At 49.8% G+C, this 20,438-nt stretch carries 14 protein-coding genes; 9 read left to right on the top strand and 5 right to left on the bottom strand.

Annotated features, from left to right (window positions below; genetic code table 11):
• Positions 1-166 precede the first annotated feature (166 nt).
• The 3 genes from AC5JLB_RS26060 to AC5JLB_RS26050 all read left to right on the top strand — a co-directional run bounded on the left by AC5JLB_RS26060 (position 167) and on the right by AC5JLB_RS26050 (position 4,872).
• Positions 167-1,354: a glycosyltransferase family 4 protein gene (locus AC5JLB_RS26060; protein WP_495876745.1), complete on the top strand. Its 1,188-nt coding sequence runs from the start codon at positions 167-169 to the stop codon at positions 1,352-1,354.
• 32 nt (positions 1,355-1,386) lie between these two features.
• Positions 1,387-3,924: a sigma 54-interacting transcriptional regulator gene (locus AC5JLB_RS26055; protein ID WP_495876744.1), complete on the top strand. Its 2,538-nt coding sequence runs from the start codon at positions 1,387-1,389 to the stop codon at positions 3,922-3,924.
• Between the two features lie 237 nt (positions 3,925-4,161).
• A complete protein-coding gene (locus tag AC5JLB_RS26050) occupies positions 4,162-4,872 on the top strand; it encodes a hypothetical protein (protein WP_495876743.1) in 711 nt (236 codons plus the stop codon).
• A 14-nt stretch (positions 4,873-4,886) separates the two neighbouring features.
• Here the strand turns inward: AC5JLB_RS26050 and AC5JLB_RS26045 are convergent, their stop codons facing one another.
• On the bottom strand, positions 4,887-7,523 hold the full coding sequence (locus AC5JLB_RS26045) for a CHAT domain-containing protein (protein ID WP_495876742.1): 2,637 nt from the start codon (positions 7,521-7,523) through the stop codon (positions 4,887-4,889).
• Positions 7,524-8,349: 826 nt separating this feature from the next.
• Here AC5JLB_RS26045 and sodB point away from each other — a divergent pair.
• The 4 genes from sodB (at position 8,350) to AC5JLB_RS26025 (ending at position 12,722) form a co-directional block, all read left to right on the top strand.
• Positions 8,350-8,949 carry a superoxide dismutase [Fe] gene (gene sodB, locus AC5JLB_RS26040; protein ID WP_495876741.1) on the top strand — a complete coding sequence of 200 codons (600 nt, stop codon included), beginning with the start codon at positions 8,350-8,352 and terminating at the stop codon, positions 8,947-8,949.
• Between the two features lie 177 nt (positions 8,950-9,126).
• Entirely contained in the window at positions 9,127-9,333 is a 207-nt protein-coding gene (locus tag AC5JLB_RS26035; protein WP_495876740.1) for a hypothetical protein, read from the top strand.
• Positions 9,333-11,495, top strand: a complete 2,163-nt coding sequence (gene ppk1 / locus AC5JLB_RS26030) for a polyphosphate kinase 1 (protein ID WP_495876739.1) — start codon at positions 9,333-9,335, stop codon at positions 11,493-11,495. The genes AC5JLB_RS26035 and ppk1 overlap by 1 nt, the downstream gene beginning before the upstream one ends.
• 177 nt (positions 11,496-11,672) lie before the next feature.
• On the top strand, positions 11,673-12,722 hold the full coding sequence (locus AC5JLB_RS26025; protein WP_495876738.1) for a Rieske 2Fe-2S domain-containing protein: 1,050 nt from the start codon (positions 11,673-11,675) through the stop codon (positions 12,720-12,722).
• A 70-nt stretch (positions 12,723-12,792) separates the two neighbouring features.
• On the opposite strand, the gene htpG is transcribed toward AC5JLB_RS26025, so the two are convergent.
• The gene (gene htpG, locus AC5JLB_RS26020; RefSeq protein ID WP_495876737.1) at positions 12,793-14,805 is read right to left on the bottom strand and encodes a molecular chaperone HtpG; all 2,013 of its coding nucleotides are present in this window, start codon (positions 14,803-14,805) and stop codon (positions 12,793-12,795) included.
• A 322-nt stretch (positions 14,806-15,127) separates the two neighbouring features.
• Here htpG and AC5JLB_RS26015 point away from each other — a divergent pair, with 322 nt between their 5' ends.
• Entirely contained in the window at positions 15,128-15,814 is a 687-nt protein-coding gene (locus AC5JLB_RS26015; protein WP_495876736.1) for a manganese catalase family protein, read from the top strand.
• 407 nt (positions 15,815-16,221) lie between these two features.
• Here AC5JLB_RS26015 and AC5JLB_RS26010 read toward each other — a convergent pair whose 3' ends face one another.
• Positions 16,222-17,466 (bottom strand): Zn-dependent hydrolase, encoded by a 1,245-nt coding sequence (locus AC5JLB_RS26010; protein ID WP_495876735.1) that lies wholly within the window; start codon positions 17,464-17,466, stop codon positions 16,222-16,224.
• Between the two features lie 192 nt (positions 17,467-17,658).
• The gene (locus tag AC5JLB_RS26005; protein WP_495876734.1) at positions 17,659-18,231 is read right to left on the bottom strand and encodes a Uma2 family endonuclease; all 573 of its coding nucleotides are present in this window, start codon (positions 18,229-18,231) and stop codon (positions 17,659-17,661) included.
• Here AC5JLB_RS26005 and AC5JLB_RS26000 point away from each other — a divergent pair.
• On the top strand, positions 18,219-18,557 hold the full coding sequence (locus tag AC5JLB_RS26000) for a hypothetical protein (protein WP_495876733.1): 339 nt from the start codon (positions 18,219-18,221) through the stop codon (positions 18,555-18,557). The two genes, AC5JLB_RS26005 and AC5JLB_RS26000, sit on opposite strands and share 13 nt — an antisense overlap.
• Before the next feature lie 146 nt (positions 18,558-18,703).
• Here AC5JLB_RS26000 and AC5JLB_RS25995 read toward each other — a convergent pair whose 3' ends face one another.
• The gene (locus AC5JLB_RS25995; protein WP_495876732.1) at positions 18,704-20,002 is read right to left on the bottom strand and encodes a glycosyltransferase; all 1,299 of its coding nucleotides are present in this window, start codon (positions 20,000-20,002) and stop codon (positions 18,704-18,706) included.
• Positions 20,003-20,438 lie beyond the last annotated feature (436 nt).

The raw sequence follows: 20,438 nt of genomic DNA, 5'->3' as shown, positions 1-20,438 counted from the left end.
GTTGATTCTCTTGAACAAGGTATGACGGTATACTCCGCACCGCATGGCTCCTTCAAATTGCTGTACCGTATTCAACTAAGACTGGGGAATAGTCCGGAGTCGAGGGAGCCTCCGTGTTTCTGTAAAGATAAGAACAGTGATGAGGTGACGCTGTGGGTCAGGGCAAATGAAAGTATTGGTCTTAACCTGGGAATTTCCACCCCGCATTGTGGGCGGGATTGCCCGTCATGTCGCGGAACTCTACCCAGAATTGGTCAGGTTGGGGCATGAGGTTCACCTGATGACAGTGGAGTTTGGGCAAGCTCCCCACTACGAAGTTGTGGACGGGATAAAGGTTCACCGATTGCCCGTAGCACCAGCACGCGACTTCTTTCATTGGGTCGGCAACATGAATGAGAGCTTAGGCTCTCACGGCGGTAAACTCATTTTAGAAGAAGGGCCGTTTGATGTCATTCATGCCCACGATTGGCTGGTTGGAAGTAGCGCGATCGCGCTGAAATACCATTTCAAAGTTCCGCTGATCGCCACGATTCATGCCACTGAATACGGGCGGCACAATGGCATTCACACCGACACACAGCGCTACGTGCATCAGTGTGAGAAGCATCTCACTCACGAGGCGTGGCGGGTGATTGTTTGCACCGACTATATGCGCCGGGAAGTGGAGCGGACGCTCAACACGCCTTGGAACAAAATCGATGTGGTGTACAACGGCATTCGACGTGAAAAAAAACACATTAACCCAGCGTTTGATTACAGAGCCTTTCGCCGTTTGTTTGCGGCAGATGATGAAAAAATCGTTTATTACGTTGGTCGAATGAGCCATGAGAAAGGCGTTTCAACCTTGATTCAAGCGGCTCCTAAGATCCTTCAAGAACTGAATGATCACGTCAAGTTTGTGTTAATTGGGGGCGGACAGACCGCCCATCTTCAACAGCAGGTTAGAGAGCGGGGGCTGTGGGAGAAGTGCTACTTCACCGGATTTATGCCCGATGAAGAATTAGATCGCTTTCAAACGATCGCGGATTGTGCTGTTTTTCCAAGCTTGTATGAACCCTTTGGAATTGTCGCATTAGAGAGTTTTGCGGCACGAGTTCCGGTTGTTGTCTCAAATACAGGTGGGTTCCCAGAAGTCGTGCGTCACGAACAAACGGGAATTGTGACGTGGGTGAATGACCCCGATTCATTAGCACGAGGTATTTTGGAGGTGCTGAAGCAGCCCGAGTATGCTCAATCCTTAGTTAACAATGCTTACAAAGACTTGGAACGCCGTTTTGACTGGTTTAAACTGGCTCAGCAAACAGAAGCGGTGTTTGGGCGAGTGTTGCATGAGCGATCGCAGGTCGATTGGTAATTCAATTTAGCCACTTAGTAAAGAATCTAAATATGGTGGATTACGCTGAGCGAGTTGTGTGGCTGAAGCAAAACACAGCTCTGGGAACGCTACCGGAAGCCGTGCTGGCTGCGATCGCAGCCGCGATTGAAGAAGAATCCGTGGGAGAAAATTGTCGCCTGACGCTGGAGGACACTGTTCCGGCAGCTCTCTATATTCTTTACAGTGGACATATTGAGAGTTACCGCACGAGCAAAAACAGTGAAGCAAGGGCAACAGGGCTGCTTCCGGGAGCGGTGATGTATTTGAAAGAGCTACTGCTCGATGAATTGGCCGTAGAAACCACGATCGCGCTCAATGACTGTGTGCTGTGGACGATTGAGCGATCGCGGTTCCTCGAACTGGCTCAGCAGTATACCGAAATTGGACAAACCGTTTCACGGCAGCTTGCCACCGAGTTAGAGCAAGTTTCGTCTGCCTTGGAGTATGAGCGAGAACGGCAGACTGCCCTGCGTCCCTACCTTGTACCGAAGGTGAGACGAGGAATTGTCGGGTCAAGCCGCTATGCAACGCGGCTGCGACAGGAAATGAAAAAAGCCTCTAAAGATCGCGGTTCAGTGCTGATCTTTGGCGAACCTGGACTTGAAAAAGACAATGTGGCGGCGTTGATTCACTTTGGGTCGAGCGATCGCAAAGAACCCCTGATCAAAGTGAACTGCAATACCCTGCAAGCGAACGGGGCTGAATTGTTTGGTCGAGCAGGCGGTAAACCTGGACTTTTGGAGTGGCTCGGTCGCGGCACACTTCTGCTAAATAATTTGGAAGACGCTTCACCAGAGCTAGAAGCGAAACTGGTGCAAATGCTATCCACGGGAGAATTTACTCCTGTCAGTCGAGACGGAGAACCAGCGGCATCGGCGCGTCCGGTTGAAGCTCGGATCATGATGATTTCTGAACGGGTTTTACCTCAGTTGGAGCGGTGCAAAAAAATTGCTCACAGTATCAAAGTTCCGCCGTTGCGAGTGCGAAAAGCAGATGTCGCGGCGATGGTGGAATATTATCTCAGCTTATTTTCGCGATCGCGGAGCCTGCCAAAACCGACTGTCACCCCAGAAGCGTTGCGGCGTCTGCAAGGATACGATTTTCCGGGCAATTCAACTGAGTTACAGAATCTGATTGAGCGGGCACTGGTGCAGTCTGGAGAAGCGAGCGAACTGACGGAAGAGGTCTTTTGGTCAGCGAGTGCGAAAAGCCGCCGGTTCCGAATCAATCTTCTAAATGCTTATCCAAAGCTACGGCAGTTTCTGCGGAGTCCGTGGTGGCCGGATCGGATCAACTACGGGTTCGTGTTGGGGAGTTTTGCGATCGTGGTGGCTGTGTTGATGCTGGGACCGCAGAGCCGCGATCGCAACATTGCCCTAAATCTGTTTTGGGCGTGGTGGTGGATGCTGATTCTGATTGGCTTTCCCTTTGTAGGACGGCTTTGGTGTTCGATTTGCCCCTTCATGATCTATGGAGAATTAGCACAAAAAGTTTCATTATGGCTGTTTCCAAGGCGACTTTTACCGTGGCCACGACAACCGGCTGAGAAATGGGGCGGTTGGTTTCTCTTTGGCATGTTTGCGCTGATTTTACTCTGGGAAGAACTGTGGAATTTAGAGAACACGGCTTATTTATCGGGCTGTTTGCTCTTATTAATCACGGCTGGAGCCGTTACCTTTTCGTTGTTATTTGAGCGGCGATTTTGGTGTCGATATCTCTGTCCCATCGGCGGCATGAATGGAATGTTTGCCAAATTATCCATGATTGAATTGCGGGCTCAGCAAGGCATTTGTTCGGCAACCTGTACGACCTATCAATGCTATAAAGGCGGACCTCAAAAAGGAGAAGGCATGGACACAGGCGGATGTCCGGTCTATTCTCATCCAGCTCAGCTTCAAGATAATCGAGATTGTGTTTTGTGCATGACGTGCCTCAAGGCTTGTCCGCATCGATCCGTCGAACTCAACCTGCGTCCGCCCGGCATCGAACTTTGGACAACGCACAAACCGACCTATGCAGAACTTTGTTTGCTCTTTTTGCTATGGGGCGCGGTGTTTCTCCATCGCTTGCCAGAAATTGAGCAGCAGTTTGGACTGAATCTTTATTTAGATCACTTTGGAATTCATGCAGGCGTATCGGTGTTGGCGTTGCTGCTTCCGGGCGCGATCGCACTCCTCGCCCATGCCCTGCTGCAAGTTTTCAATGCCAAGTCCCGTCCCTTTTTGGAACTCGCTTACGGATATCTGCCGTTTGTGTTGGGCTGTAGTCTCGCTCACTATCTGCGCCTCGGATTAACTGAAGCCGGGCAAGTACTGCCGGTGACGGTCGCAACGTTTAATCCAGAGGCGTCTTTAGCAACGCTGCCGGTTGCGATCGTTCATCCCGCTGTGATCACCTTTCTACAAGCCGCAACAATTGTCGGCTCATTCTGGCTCAGTGTCTTCCTGACGCAGAAAATCGCCCGCCAAGCGATCGCACTGCTCCTACCCCAACATTTAGCCATGGTTGCGATCGGATCGCTCTTCTGGAAAATTACGATTGGCTGGTAAATCATCCTGAGCGGTTAAAAACGCGGTGTATTGGGAATGAACCCTAATATCTACGGCTCATCTTGTAGGGATGAGTCTCTCTTTAGATAGGTTTGCATTTCTATCGAATTCGGCAGAATAATCCAAAAGGAAAATTATTCAACGTAGAATCTACTGAAAATTGGCAAAATTGGCCAAAAAAGAATTATTCAATGTAGAATCTGACGCATCAATTACGTTGCACCCTTTAACACCGTCATGGGAAAACGAAACGACAATTCACGGGCTTTGGTTTCTAAGGCTACGCCCCGATCTTTAAATCGAGCGATCGCCACCACCCGCTTCACCTGTCGCCTTCTCCTATATCTAACCCAACGCCATCCCATCTTGTTTTGGACAGGTTCCTGGCTAGTGCTGGTGCTAATTTCTGGGATTTCGCTAAAAGGGATTCTGCAAATTGATGTTTCGCCGCCTCAAACAGAGCAAGCGCAATCTGAAGTTGTAGTGCAAGCCCCAGCGCCAGTGCAATACTCAGCTCAAGAGTCTGCTTCGTCCTTTGGTTTGTTAGCGGCTGTCGTGGTGTGTTGTGGCGCAGCCTCAATGCTATTGGCGCGTCAGCTCCGCCCCGCCAAAGCGACACCACGGTTCCAAGGGAAGCTTGCTTCGCGATCGCTAGTTCAGCGGAATGCCGCACCCGCGTCCACCGCCCTGCACCCGCGTCCTCCAGCTCCTTCACCCCTAAAAACGGCTCCACAGAGCGTCAGAAGGTCTGCGCCAAACGCTCCTAGAAGCAGTGCGCAGCCCAGACCCGCTAAACCCGTTGCTGCTCGAAGCGCTGCTGTAGCTGAACCAAGACAGCCTAAAGTAAAGGTGGTTCCTCAGTACGAACATCCTCTAGATTGGACTGAACCGGGTTTAGCTGAAATGATGGACATTCGGAAGCACGATTCGATTTCATCATTTCTTTAAGGTTCTTTTGAACGTTATTTTGCCGCTAGCAACGCTTTCCACTCTGCGATCGCGCTTTCCGTCCACAGCCAGTTCTTAGCCAAAGCATTCGGCTGAAACTCGGTCGGCGTCTGCCTGAGAATCCGGTTGCGCAGAATAATGGCTTGCCGCTTTAAGCTGGCTTGCTGTTTGGGCGGTTGCTGGTTCGCGGCCTTCATGTAGGCGAGGGCAATGCCAGCATAGGCAGTCATCTCATCTTGCAGAGCAGGATTTGCCTTGCCTGTTGCTGCGGTTGCGCCAAGTTTCTGCTGCTCGGCGGCCAGTCTAGCCGAGGTCTTCCATGCCTCGCCCGCGCGTTTGAGGTTTCCCTCCGCATAGTAGGCAAATCCGAGGGCATTGTAATAGAGCGGCTCTGGTTTGCCGTCCACCGCCGTTTTCCAGTAACGACGCACATCTCCAATACTGAATGTCCGATTGCCGCTTTGCTGAAGCGATTGCCAAGCGACTCGCCCGCGCAAAAAGCTGATAGCTGGATTCGTCTGTTTGTCGTTAGGAACAGCATCGATTGCGCTTGTCGCTTGCACTAAATTGTTTTGATTGAGCAGAGCTTCTGTTGCCTCCTGCCCTTTGCGCAGATCGCCCTGACGGAAGCTCTGAGTGGCCGTAGCGGTGAGAATACCAGTCTGACTCGTCGGCAGATTGCTAGTAGGTAGAGTAGCCGGATCAGGCAAGACGTTGCTAGGCCATAGAGACGATCGCAAACTAGAAATTCCCCAAATGGCTAAAACAGCCGCGACAGCAGTTCCCGCGATGCCAAACGTAATCCAAGGACGGCGGCGAGTCGGATGCTTTAAATTTTTGGCAAACACCCGCGAGTGAGGCGGAGTTTCCGTTCTGACTAGCGATGCGCCACTCGACCCCGTAGAAGATTGAGCCAAGTCCGACGGCTCCTGGCTAATGGCTCTGCCCGTGGAATCTGTTCCAAAGTTATGCGCAGTTTTGAGGCGGCGAAGATGTTGCTCCGCTTCGACTAAGTTGGGATTGAGTTGCAGTGCCATTTGGTACGCAATGATTGCTTCCGCAGGGCTGTCATACTGCTCTAAGGCAATACCCATTTTGCTGTAGGCGTCAGCATATCGGCTATCTAGCTGCAACGCTTCACTGTATGCCGCGATCGCGCCTGCCACATCGCCGTTCGCATAGAGTGCTTCTCCTGAAGCGACAAAATCTGCCGCCGTCCGAGGCTGATCGGAGGAGTGGAGCCTGTCCTCATGCTCAAAAAAAGTGTCCTCATAAAAAGGATTGTCAGATTCGTCTTGCAATTCCCGTAGCAGATTCAGAACTTCCTCGCGATCGCGATCATCGGGGTTGTCTAACTCCAGCCCGTCCAACAAATCGTCCGGCATCACAAAAGGAATTGGGGTCGCCGTCGACACTGCTTCAGGAACCGATCGCGTCGGGGTCACAAGCTCTGGAGTCGGCAGTTCGCCCACCAGCGGCGGTTGCAAATAGCCGTCGAAGTTGGGGTGCAGATACAGAATGGGCAGTGACCAATACAACTGGTTTGAGCCATAAGACGAGAGCAACCCCTGACGAGCACGGCTCAAGCTCAAATCGATTGGATAGCGTTGCTTCAAGTTGCGATAGAACAGGCGGCTGAGCGTTAGCGCCACGTCATCGGGAATCCGTTCTGCCATCGCCAAAACTGCTGGAACTCCCCGTTTCAGTAAAGCTTCGGCAAGGTTGCCCGATTCCGTCGCCTTGGATAGGTCGGCGGTGGCGGTGTAAACCCCCCGGCAGGAGTTAAAAACTGCCATGCGAATGCCGTTATTCACCAACAAGCCTGCTAGGTCATCGCCGCTCAACACTTCTGTTAACCCAGTGCGATCGTTGACCAAATATAAATCTCCGCCCGACATGCCCAAGTTGCTGTGTCCGGCATAGTGCAAGATGTGGAAGCGCCCTTGCTCTAGAGCTTGAGTCAGCCTTTCCCGCCCCGGTTGGTTTAGGATAGTGAGTTCAATTTCGCCCGCTGCACTACCCTGATCGCGCATCAGTTCCTCACGCAGATGCGTCGCTTCGCGCTCTAGCTCTAACACTTCTTGGTCGGTCGGAGCCGCCAGTACCATCAGAATTCGGAGCGCCTGACTCTGCTCGACCAAGGACGAGCGGTGCGGCGTCAGCACGGTTGCCATTGGAGCAAAGGCGGCTTGATAGCGAGAGAACACGACATCGGTTCCGGTTGCTAACGGACGCACCCCCGCATGAAGGACTTCCCACGGTAAGCGCGGCAGCAGATCTCCTTTTAGTCCTAAGCGCAGCCGCAATCCTTCTCGCCGATTTTGAGCGATGCCTTGAGCGGTCATCCAACTATCGCGAATCGTTCCTTGAAACAGCGCGTTGTAGAGAGTTTGTCCAAATTCAACCAAGTTCGGCACAAGCACACCTGCGGCATCTTCGGGTGAGTGTCCAGTACGGGGGCGAAAGAGGTTGCCTCTGAGCAATCCTAATAAGGGGTCGTGCATCAACTGACGAGCTTGCTCTAGCCACTCGTCTACCTGCCAAGTCACTAACTCTTCGGCTAACGGCACTCCCGGAGAGACGCCTTCTGTACGGACGAGATATTCGGTTGCTCGCACCGGAGTTACTGATAGAAAAAATTCTTGATCCACGACCACCCTCCAAGACCCTGTTGCTTGCCGACGCCCTCTCTTTCTATAACCACTTGCGATCGCGCCTAGTCAGGTAAAAACTTGACAATGACACTGTGACTGCGCTTGTGATTGCACGAGGGATAAGCCATCCCTCTGCTCTAACTAAATAACTGTCCGCCTAACTTAACTCTCTGTCTAACCTAGATGCCTGTGCCGACTGTGCCGCCCCTTTCTCATAAATAGACAATTTGTGATAAACAATTTGTTTAGAAGAATTGCTTATTTATGGGAACGCTATCAGCGCATATACGGATATATCGTTCGGTGAGATCTTGGCACATACTGAAGCGGTAGACGGTTCCCATGACTAAACGTTATCCCAGGTTAAACAAAACTTATTCTAATCTTCAAGAATGCCCGCTTGAGCTTCCAGAACACGCTTTAGGCGGCAGAAAAGAGCAAGGGTAGATGTACCATCAAAATTAAGGCTGAAAGAATGATTGTGCTTTCTTCGTGCCTCTTTATCCCTTCATGCCCCAGACGGTTCGCAAAGCAGAATTTAGAGAAACGCGACCTCTAACAAATCTCACCCTAGATATATTTACTTTATCGTTCTAGACCCTACTCTGTAGCTATTGAGCCTTTCTGATTCAAAAAGGTAAGTTGCCTTTGCGCTTCAGCACTAGGATGCACTTGCCTTTACTCTTTGTGCGATAAGATCTGACTATTAAGTTATGTTTCTGCTGATCTTTCCGCAGTATGTAACGCTTCGGTTAAAGACAGAGTTCGACTACGACTTAGACCTGTTATTTTTGCTTAAACGCTAACGAGAGGACTAGAACACATGGCATTTACACAAGCTCCCCTGCCGTTTCCAAAAGATGCGCTTGAGTCACACGGGATGAAAGAGGAAACGCTGGAGTTTCATTACGGCAAGCACCATGCAGGATATGTCACCAATCTGAATAAGCTGGTCGAAGGCACTGAGCTTGACAATGCATCGCTAGAGGAAGTTATTCAGAAGTCATTTGGTGATTCATCCAAAACGGGTATTTTTAATAACGCGGCTCAAATTTGGAATCATACGTTCTTCTGGAACAGCCTCAGCCCCAACGGGGGAGGGTCACCAACGGGCGATCTCGCAGCTAAAATTGACGCGGCCTTTGGTAGCCTGGACAAGTTCAAAGAGGAATTTAGTGCGGCGGCGGCAACCCAATTTGGCAGCGGTTGGGCATGGCTTGTCGATGATGGTGGCACACTCAAAATCACCAAGACTGCTAATGCTGAAAATCCTCTAGTTCATGGTCAAAAGCCTCTGTTGACCTTAGACGTGTGGGAACACGCTTACTATCTTGATTATCAGAATGCCCGTCCTGCGTTCATCAAGAACTTTTTAGACAACTTGGTGAACTGGGACTTTGTTGCTCAAAATTTGGCTTCCTAGTTTCAATCGGGACTAAAGTTCAAATTGATAGAGAGTAAAGATAGCCGCGATCGCGCCCTTGGTTCTCCTCGGTTTTGTGATAGCGGCTATCTTTCTGCGAAGTTCCTCCCCTCGCCCCTGCTAAAACTCGCGCATTAACGCGACAATAAAAGTGACCTCCCCCTAGGCCCTCCACCCATGAACAGCTATGACCTCGCCCGCTATTTAGAGCAGACCGATAGCATGACCAAACCTTGGCTGCTGGCTCAACTTCGATTGCTCAAGTTAAACGAACAGCGATCGGAGTTATCTACTGCGGAATACGAGGCTCGGTTGGCTGACATTCACCAAGACTTAATGAATTTAGGAGAATGGTGGGTTGGCATTGAAGACGAGGTATTCTAATGCGTCGGCGAAAAAAAAACACAGTGGACATTAATCTCACCGATCCTCAGTATTATTTCAATCGAGAGTTAAGTTGGCTAGAGTTCAATAGTCGCGTTCTGCATGAGGCGTTTGATCCACGTACCCCTCTGTTAGAACGGCTGAAATTTCTAGGGATTTTTAGCTCTAACTTAGATGAATATTTTATGGTGCGGGTGGCAGCGCTGAAAGAGCAGGTCGAAGCGAATGTAACGAAGTTACCGCCAGACGGGCGCACCCCCCAAGAACAGCTTGATCTGATCGACGAGCGTCTGCGTCCCCTTGTGCAGAAGCAGCATTATCACTTTAATCAAGCTTTGCGTCCTCACTTAGCCACGCAAGGCGTCTTTCTACTGGACTACATCGACCTCAGCCAAGAACAGCGCACATATTTACAGAGCTATTTTCAAGAGCAAGTTTTTCCGGTGCTAACGCCGCTGGCGATCGATCCGAGTCATCCGTTTCCTTATATTTCAAACCTCAGTTTAAACTTAGCCGTTGTGATTAAAGACAGTGTGACCGAGGAAGAACTCTTCGCGAGAGTTAAGGTTCCTGGGATGCTGCCGCGCTTTATCTCCCTGCCGATCGAGACTCAAATCACACCCACCTCACTCTCTAAAAGTCGAGCGACCGTGTGGGCAGGCGTGCCGCTAGAGCAAGTCATCGCTCACAATTTGGAGCCGCTCTTTCCGGGCATGAATATTCAGGAATATCATCCGTTCCGCATTACCCGCAACGCAGATTTAGATGTCGAGGAAGATGAAGCCGAGGATCTAATGTTAGCGATCGAGCAGGAACTCCGAAAACGTCGTTTTGGAGGCTCTGTCGTGCGAATGGAGATTAACTCCTCGATGCCGGAGCACGTCCGAGAGATGCTGATGCAAGAGATGGATCTTGCTCCCACGGATGTGTATGAGGTTGAAGGAATTCTCTGTCTCAGAGATCTCATGTCGTTTCTCGATTTGCCGTTACCTGAGCTGAAAGATTCGCCTTGGACGGCGATCAAGCCTGCCGTTCTGCGGCGAGCCAATGACATTGACATTGAGAAAGCTGCATCTGAGAACGACGACAATTTCTTTGGAACCGTTCGCAAACAAGATGTTCTGGTTCATCACCCTTATCATTCATTTTCACGGAGTGTACAGCGTTTTATTGAGGAAGCCGCCTACGATCCGGATGTATTAGCCATCAAAATGACGCTGTATCGCACATCGGGCGATTCTCCGATTTTGCAAGCCCTGATTGCGGCAGCAGGCAATGGCAAGCAAGTCGCTGCCTTGGTAGAACTGAAAGCCCGCTTTGACGAAGAGAACAATATTAACTGGGCAAAAAAACTTGAAAGTGCTGGAGTCCATGTTGTGTATGGTTTGGTAGGACTCAAGACCCACACCAAATTGACGTTAGTCGTTCGGCGGGAAGAGAGGCGAATTCGGCGATATGTTCATGTTGGCACGGGCAATTACAACCCTAAAACGGCCAGGATCTATACCGATTTGGGGCTGTTTAGCTGTCGAGAAGACCTAGGGGCGGATGCCACGGATCTGTTTAACTTCTTGACCGGATATTCGCGGCAGAAATCTTACCGCAAGCTGTTAGTGGCTCCGGTGAATCTGCGCGATCGCATGATTGAATTTATTCATCGCGAGATCGATCATCAGCGTCAGGGTCGAGACGGGCGAATTGTTGCCAAAATGAACGCTCTTGTCGATTCTCAAATTATTGTGGCGCTGTATGAAGCATCTCAAGCTGGTGTGCAAATCGATTTGATTATTCGCGGCATTTGCTGTTTGCGTCCGGGCATCAAGGATGTGAGTGACAACATTCGTGTCATGAGCATTGTCGGACGGTTTCTAGAACACTCCCGCGTGTTCTACTTTCACAACGATGGTGATCCCACCGTGTTGATTGGCAGTGCTGACTGGATGCCTCGCAACCTCGATCGGCGGGTCGAAGCGGTGGTTCCCATTGAAGATCCAAGCATCGCTCAAGATTTGCAGGAGATGTTAGGTATTTTGTTAGCGGACAATCGTCAAGCGTGGGATCTCCAAGCCGATGGCCGCTATATTCAGCGTCGCCCCGCTACCGACCAGCCCGAACAGAGCGCTCAGAAAGTTTTGATGGAGATGACGCGAGCGAACAATTAAGCGCGTGCAGTCGTCCTCTAGATTAGGCGAACGGGAGGTTAGTGATTTAAGCTAGAGCGTATCTTGCCCGCGATCGCACTCCAAATCATTTTGTCAACATCTTGCTCATGTTTACTGATCGCAGGCAAGATGCCCGCACAACTCACAACTTGTCGATCGCACCGCAAGAATTAATTGATGGCTGATTCCAACACCTTCCTCCGGGACATTTGGTACTATGCGTTGCCGGGGCACCAACTCAAACCCGGTAAAATCATCTCCAAGATTTTGCTGGGCGAACCTATTCTGTTTGGGCGCACGTTAGCGGGTCAGGCATTTGCATTACGCGATATCTGCCCGCATCGTGCGATTCCGCTCAGCTACGGACGGTTTGACGGGCATGAAGTGGAGTGCGCTTATCACGGTTGGCGGTTTGATGCAGCCGGGCGCTGTACCTTAATTCCAGCGTTGACCGAGGATCAGCACCTCAATTTAGATAATTTTGGGGTTCGGGCGTACAGCGTGCAAGAAGTGCAGGGCAATGTCTGGATCTACATGCCTTCTGCAAATCGGGGTGACAGTGATGCGATCGCGCTAGACGTTCCTCGCATTCCCGGATTTGGGCATGAGACATACCAATCCGTTGAAGTGATGAATTTTCCGTGTTTTGTTGATCACGCGATCGTGGGGCTAATGGATCCAGCGCATGTGCCGTTTGTACATCGATCGTGGTGGTGGCGAGCCGATGCCAATTTAGCTGAAGAGGTCAAAACCTTTGACCCATCACCCTACGGATTCACCATGCGAAAGCATCAGCTAGAGCGAGAGACGGTTCTGTATCGCTTGATTGGTCGCAAACCTGCGGTCGAAATTTCCTTCCAACTTCCCGGAGTGCGAATCGAGCAAATCACGAGCGATCGTCACACGGTCTGCAATTTAACGACGATCACGCCAATTACAGAAACCTCAACCGAAGTCACAACACTCTTCTACACGACGCTACCGTGGTTTAAGGTTCTGCTGCCGGTTCTTCGTCCACTCGTACGACGGTTTTTAGATCAAGATCGGCAGATGGTGATCAAACAACAGGACGGGCTGAAATATAACCCCAGTTTAATGTTGATTAAAGACGCCGATACTCAAGCTCGTTGGTACTACCAACTGAAAGCAGAGTTTACACGTGCGATCGCTGAAGGTCGCGCGTTTGACAACCCAGTACGAGAACAGGTGTTGCGCTGGCGCAGCTAAGCAGGTTGATGTCCACCCACTCAAAAAGGGCGAGAAGCCTCGCCCCTTCTCATGCATCCAATAGCGGCGCTTAACTTGCTGCTTTGTCCGTTAGCTTCGTTAATACCTGATTCGAGCGCTCAACAAACGACTTCATACCATCCGCATCAAATCCCTTTTGTGCCATCAACGCCAGATCGTAAACATGGTGACAAATGAGGTTTGCAAGTTCTGCCGAGGGAGACTGACCATCCGGTGTGGCAATGGCTCCATGACTCAAATTGATCAAGTTTTGAATCATTGGATGCGAGGTGTTGACCAACAGAATGTGTTCCTCTGGAAATTGCACGGCCTGCTGTTGCATCAAGGCCGTCATTTCTTGCATTCGGCGCAATTGCTCAGGCAGCAGCACCATAGCAGGCGGCGTTGCGGCAGCGTTTTCTCCCTTGAGTGCCTCCGTCCGAATCGTCAGTTTCGGCTTGTTGAGCGCTTTTTGGAACAACGTTTTAATCTGCTCACTACGGGTTTGATTCGTAGCTGGATCGACAATCTCCTCAGTTTTGTCTTTGTCAATCAGCGTGTCATCTAGCTCAGAATCTACGCGGGAGAAGTTGACGTGAGAGTACTCGCGCTCTAAGAAACTAGCGAAATGGCTGTCGATAAAGGAGTCGAGAAATAGGACTTCTAAGCCTTGACTGGTGTGAAGTTGAACATAAGTTGCTTGAGAGACTTCATCGTTGCAGTAGAACACACGATTCTCATGGCGTTCTTTGTTGCGTTCGAGATAGTCTTGCAGAGTGGTATAGGATTTGCCATCGACAGTGTTGCTTTGGCCTTCTGATGAGTCTTGCCAAACATCTCCTTCTTGCGTTTGAACTTCCACTTTAGGAGCGTTGTCAGTCAGATTTGCAGTGGTGCGATAGATGATGATCTCTTCGACTTGCTTCTTAAATTTATCATCGTTGAGCGACCCAAATTTGACGAAGGTTCCCAGATCCTGCCAGCAACGAATGTATTCTTCCCGGTTATCCCGATAGAGTTCTTTTAAGCGATCGCCCACTTTTTTCGCAATATAGTCGGCAATTCTGCGAACCGTGCGATCGTTCTGCAAGAAGCTCCGCGACACATTGAGTGGAATATCTAAACTATCAATCACGCCCCGCAACGGCAGCAAAAACTGTGGGATAACTTCCTCACAGTTATCGCTGACAAACACCTGGTTGCAGAACAGTTTGATCTGTCCTTTCGACACATCGACATCGGGCTTGAGTTTCGGAAAATAGAGAATGCCGTTCACCACAAATGGATAGTCGGTGTTGAGATGCACCCAGAGCAACGGCTCTTCTTGAAACGGATACAGATACCGATAAAACTCAAGGTAATCTTCTCGGCTGAGATTGTTTGGCGACTCCTTCCACGGCGCAATCTGACGGTTAATTTGTTCCGGTTCTGACGCGGCTTCATCTTCTTTTTCAATGACTTGAAGCTTGATCGGAAACGGCATGAAATCGCAATACGTTTTCACTAGCTGCCGAATCCGGTACGGCTCAAGATATTCTAATTCTTCGTCTTGTAGCGTTAGTTTAACTGTTGTACCTTGCGTTGTACGCGACGATTCCGTTAGCTGAAACTCCGTCGATCCATCGCATGTCCAATTAACAGGTTTTGCGCCTTCTTTATACGACAACGTATCAATCTCGACGTGTTTTGCCACCATAAACGACGAGTAGAAGCCAAGCCCAAAGTGACCAATAATTTGCTGATCGCCGCTGGCTTGGTATTTCTGAACAAACTCCTCAGCGCTAGAGAATGCAACTTGGTTAATGTATTGCTTCACCTCATCTGCTGTCATGCCGATGCCGGTGTCTGAGAAGGAGAGCGTTTGTTTCGGTTTGTCGATCGTAATGACAATCTCCGGCTCACCCATCTCGCCAGAGAAATCTCCAGAACGCGCCACCATCTTCATCTTCTGGATGGCATCGACTGAATTTGAGACTAGCTCACGCAAAAAGATTTCGTGGTCTGAGTAGAGCCACTTTTTGATAATCGGAAAGATATTCTCAGTATGAATCGAGATGTTGCCTTGTTCCAGAATGGTCGTCATCGGCTTATCCACAGTTCTCAAATAACCTCAGCACTATTTTGCACGAAGGTTAGGGCTTGCGTTCCCATTGTAATCAGTAGGGTTGACCGATAGAGCGGTTCGGATATCCTCACCTACGGGGTTCAGAGGCAGTTTTATTGACCCTGTTTTGTTGACTCTGTAACTTTTGGCGCTCTAATTCTAAAGATAGAGCCTAGTAGCTTAGTTGATCCCTCTTAAGTTGATGTAATCCAGAGGTCTTCGCTCTAGGTTTATAGGGCGTCGGATGCTACAGCCAAATGTTACGACAAGAAGATCTAAAGTTTAGTTAAGGAAGGTTTCAATGTTTTTTCACAAAAAAGAAACTATTCATACCGTCAATGTTAATGAGGCAAATCCGCGTTTTGCTCAGCTACTTCTAGAGCAGTTTGGTGGAGCAACAGGAGAGCTAACTGCTGCTCTGCAATATTGGGTGCAGTCCTTCCACGTTGAGAATGCTGGCATTCGAGATATGCTCCAAGACATTGCGATCGAGGAATTTGGACATTTAGAAATGGTCGGTAAGCTGATTGAATCTCACACCAAAAATGTGGATCAAACCGAGGCTTACAAAAGCAGCTTGTTTGCTGTTCGGGGCATGGGACCTCACTTTCTCGATAGTCAAGGCAGTGCCTGGACAGCAACCTACATAAATGAGGGGGGCGATGTGGTGCGCGACTTAAGAGCAAATATTGCAGCAGAGGCAGGAGCACGCCAAACTTACGAAGAATTGATTAAGTTAGCCACTGATGAAGGCACGAAAAAAACGCTCACACACCTTCTCACTCGCGAAATTTCCCACACTCAGATGTTTATGAAAGCTCTGGACTCGATGGGCAAACTGACCGATCCGATGTTTGGCAATATTCAGCCCGATGACACTGTAGACATTTACTACAATTTGTCTTCCAATGGTGGGAAAGATGAGCGTGGGCCTTGGAATTCGGAGCCAACATTCCGTTACATTGCTGATCCGGTCAACCAAAAGTAAACCTAGCACCTGATACGACACATAAGACTTTTTGCATAAGTAGCAGAATGCAAGGCTAAAGCTATCAGGGATTTGTTCAAGAAATAGATCTTCGCACAAGGGATTGATAGTCCCTGTATTCTCTCAGTTGGGAGTACAGGGACTTTATTTTTAACGTCAATTCGGGTTAAGCCATCAGTGCCAAAGCCACGCTCCAACCGCCCTCGCTTCTCGACCCGTCCCCTCTCATTTCCCTTAGCGAGGGGGTGTCGGGGGACGGCTTCCGTCTCCTGACGAGCGGGGGCGCGGGGGGAAGTCCCCCGAATTGTGGCAACGCCACCCAACCCGCCCTAATCGTCTTATCCCGAATTCACGTTATTTCTCAGAGGATCTCTAAATTTGTAAAAGATTTCTAAAAGCGATCGCGATTAGAGCCTATAGATTGCGTCTAGCTCTAATAGGGTGTGAAGCAGCACATTTGCACCTTGGGCACATTGTTCAGGTGAGGTGTATTCAGCTTCAGAGTGACTCAACCCCAATTGACTCGGCACAAAGATCATACCCATGTCGGTGATGCGCCCAACCTCTAGCGAATCGTGCCCAGCGCGGCTCGGAAGCAAGCAATGGGTTAGTCCTAGCTGGTGACTCACAGATGTGATCGCGCTTTGTACTAATTCAGCCGCCGGGGTCGGTTCAACACACAGCAGCGGCATCATCTCAATTTCAGTGTTTGTCTCCGCCGCGATCGTTGCAACTTCAGTTTCTAATTGCTGAATCATGCGATCGAGAACCTCTTTCGACAAATCGCGCATATCGACGCTGAGTTCTACCGTTCCAGGAACGATATTAACGGCATTGGGCGAAACGGTAAGATAGCCCACCGTTGCGACTGGCTGACTGGGCAAGGCTAGAGCGATCGCTTGCACCGCCAGCACAAGTTTAGACGCGGCAATCAAAGCATCTTGGCGCATATCCATTGGGGTTGTACCCGCGTGGTTTGCCTGCCCCGTGATCCTTAGCTTGTGACGCTCCATGCCGACTACACCTTGAACAATCCCGATTTGATGTCCAGTGCGTTCTAAAATAATCCCCTGTTCGACGTGGAGTTCGACGAAAGCACAAAGCGTCGTGCGATCGCGCCGTGCCGTTGCTAACAGACCCCAATCTCCACCGAGACTCTCTAAGGCAGTTTGAATCGTTTGTCCATTTGGCAGATGGTAGCGTTCTATGTCGTTGTAGAGGACTGTGCCCGCGATCGCTTGAGAGCCAATCATGGTGCTTTCTTCATCGGTAAACACAATCACTTCGAGCGGATGATTCAGGCGCACATTATTTTTGTGCAGTGTCCGAACGACTTCAAGCCCTGCTAAAACGCCTAACGTTCCATCGTATTTGCCACCAGAGGGGACAGTATCAATGTGAGATCCCGTTGCTAACGATGGTGCAGGATGTTTTCCGGCGTAGGTTCCAATTAAGTTTCCCGCCGCATCAATTCGCACGTGCATATCGAGTTCAGTCATCCATCTCTGAATTAAAGCCCGAGCATGCAGGGTTTCTGGCGTAAAGGCAAGGCGACAAATACTTCCTGAAGGCTGCTTGCCAATTTTTGCGAGTCGCTCAATATTAGCCGTGAGGCGATCGCGATCGATTTCTAGTTTTGAGAGCGTAAGCATGGGGCTGTTCTGTGCAAGTGAATGCAATGCTACTAAATGTTGAGCGACATTTACTGCACACTGGATACAAAGAAGCCAATCTCTAGCCACTTTTGCCTGTAACGTGAAGCAGACTAGCTTTTGAACCTGAAGTTTTTCACTTTGAGTTTTTCACTTTGCATCGCAATGAAGATCAACGATCTAACTCACCGCTCAATCTGAAAAGAACTGTACGTCCTCATAAAGTAAGTCGATCGCGCCTTCCCAGGCAATGCTTTCTAAAGTTAGGATGTCACCCGTCGTATAAGGCGTGTAGAGCCACATCCGACCTTCACCGCGACGATAACATTCGACGCCGACCTTTTCAGAGTCTACAAGCACATATTCCTGTAACGTCAGCATGTTGCGATAGGCTGTGAACTTATCGCCTCGGTCTCTAGATTCTGTGCCAGGTGAGAGAACTTCGACAATAAGTTTAGGGTACTGGATTAATTTGCGGGCATTGAGGTCACGAGGATCGCAACTTACGACCAGATCTGGATAGTAATAGAGACCGGATGCATTGACTTGAACTTTGACATCTGCCATGTTGATCCGACAACCTTTAGCCCGAACCTGCGATCGCACGAGTGTCAAGAGATTAATTGCAATGTCATTGTGAGGGATGGTTCCGCCTGTCATGGCAAAAACTTCGCCGTCAACATATTCATAGCGTGTTTCTTGGCGAGGTTCCCAGTCCAGGTACTCCTCGATCGACATCTTCTGAGGTTGAGGTGTGGCAATCATGGTGGAGTCCTCTACTTGCTCTCATTATCGCGCCTAGAAGAGTAGATGAAGCAGTACGCTGTGAAACGGAGCTACCAACCTCTAAACTCGGAACTCCGACCTCTGAACTCGGAGCTTCACCCTCTGAACTCGGAACTCCGACCTTTTTGCTCGGCACTTCACGCTCTGAACTCGGAACTCCGGCCTCTGAACTCGGAACTTCACGCTCTGAACTCGGAACTCCGACCTCTGAACTCGGAGCTTCACCCTTTGAACTCGGAACTCCGACCTTTTTGCCCGGAACTTCACGCTCTGAACTCGGAACTCCGACCTTTGAAGTCGGATGAGCGTGCTTTAAACTCGGAACTCCGACTTTTGAGGGGAAGTTGTTGAAGATGAGTTCAGAAAAGCGGCGTTGGCGAAAGCAAGCGTCATAGTTTGAACAGCATTATTTGTGTCCAAAACACGCTCTGGCTTGTTGACTCAGGATGGCTTACCTCAAGACAGGTTGTTTTGTGGTAGCTAATTGTTCGAGTAATGTTGCCGCGATCGCTGGTGCATTGTACTGTTGCATCTTGGTTTGAAACTGCTCGCTGTGGGTGCGATAGCTAGAATCCTTGAGCAACGTTTTGACTGCATTTTTAATCTGTTTGGGCGAAGGAGTGCGCGTTCTCAAATTAATTCCCACCTTTGCCCACTCCACCCGCGCGGCAACTTCCGGCTTCTCCTCTGTTTTCCCTGCAACCACTAAGGGAACTCCATTCGCCAGAGCCATTTGCACTCCGTTGTAGCCTCCATTCGTAATCATCACATCCACATGAGGCAGCAAATGCGCGTGGGGAATGAATGGCTCAATTCTGGCGTTCGCTGGAATGTGAGTCAGGTTGAGGGTGTCAACGGGTGCTCCGCCTGTTGTTGCCACGACTAAAACATCTTCGTGTTCCAGTGCCTGCAACGTTGGCACTAGCAACTCTGCTGAATTCGTGGTCACAGTTCCTTGTGTGACATGAATGATGGGTGTGTTGCCTGCAAGTTCATCCCACCAGACAGGAGGGGTGAACTCGGACGGGGGCGGAGACAGCAGCGCTCCAGTAAAGTGAACTTGAGGGGGTAAGTCGCGGCGCGGATACTCGAAGTCTGGAACACTGGGGGACAGATACAAGAAGGGGGAAATTTTTTCAAAGTAATGGACGGGGCAGGCAGGCAGGTTGAGTTGCGATCGCAAATCGTTCGTGTAGGTTCTCAAATGCCGCAGCACCTTTTGTTCAAAGAAGCACTTTAGCCCCTGATTCCGCAGTCGTCTGAATGGATGATTGCTGGGCAGAAGACCCAACCCAAAAGGAGCCGTGTCTCGGCTGTTCAGAGCTAAAGCAGATGCACCAAACTCTGCCCAAGGTAGCCCTTTTTGTTCTGCGACCCAGGAGACGCCCAGAAACATAGAATCGGCAATCAGGACATCGGCTGGAAACTGATCCAGAATCTCTGAAAGATCTTTGGTTTGCCCTAATGCAGGATCGATGAAGAAATTTTTCAGGTCAAATTTCAGTCGTTGCACTCCCTGAGCCGCTTCACGTTGCTCCATCAAGGACGAAGGAACGTTCTTTGCATCCGAGTAGTCGAGCCAACTGAGAATCGGGGCAAACCGCGCTCCAGTCTTCTCAACCGTTGATTGAAACGCTTGTCCAGTGTACCAACACACCTCATGTCCGCGCTTGACTAGCTCACGGACGATCGGTACAGCAGGGCTAACATGTCCAATAACCGGGACAGTGCCAATCAGAAAACGAGCCATTGGGTTCTCCACTTTCTAAAATTTGCGGTTTATCGTTTCGCTTCGCTGATGATGACAGCATAGCGAGATGCCGTTCGGCTCGAAGCAATAGAACGCTGAGACAGAAAAGGAATGATCAGATTCAAGGTCAAACTTAGAGCAATGCCCAAGGCGGTTTCTGTTATTCAAGGATGAACTGCCAATTACAAATCCTGTCTATCCCAGTCATTGACGTTTGCTTTGCGCCAATTATGCCGTTAGAAGCGAGGCAATTGATTGAGGTTCTGTTCAAGCGCATTAATTATTAACTCGGCAAGTCATTGAGATTACTGCTACCCTTATCCCTTGCTCCTTCTTCCACGAGAGAAGGGAGCCAAACTTTTATCTCCTCTCCTGTGGAAGAGGGTTAGAGTGAGGGCGGTTTGGATACTAGATTAAATAGTGACAGATCAATAAT

Source organism: Myxacorys chilensis (assembly GCF_059505265.1).
This window is presented reverse-complemented; position numbering and strand designations above follow the sequence as displayed.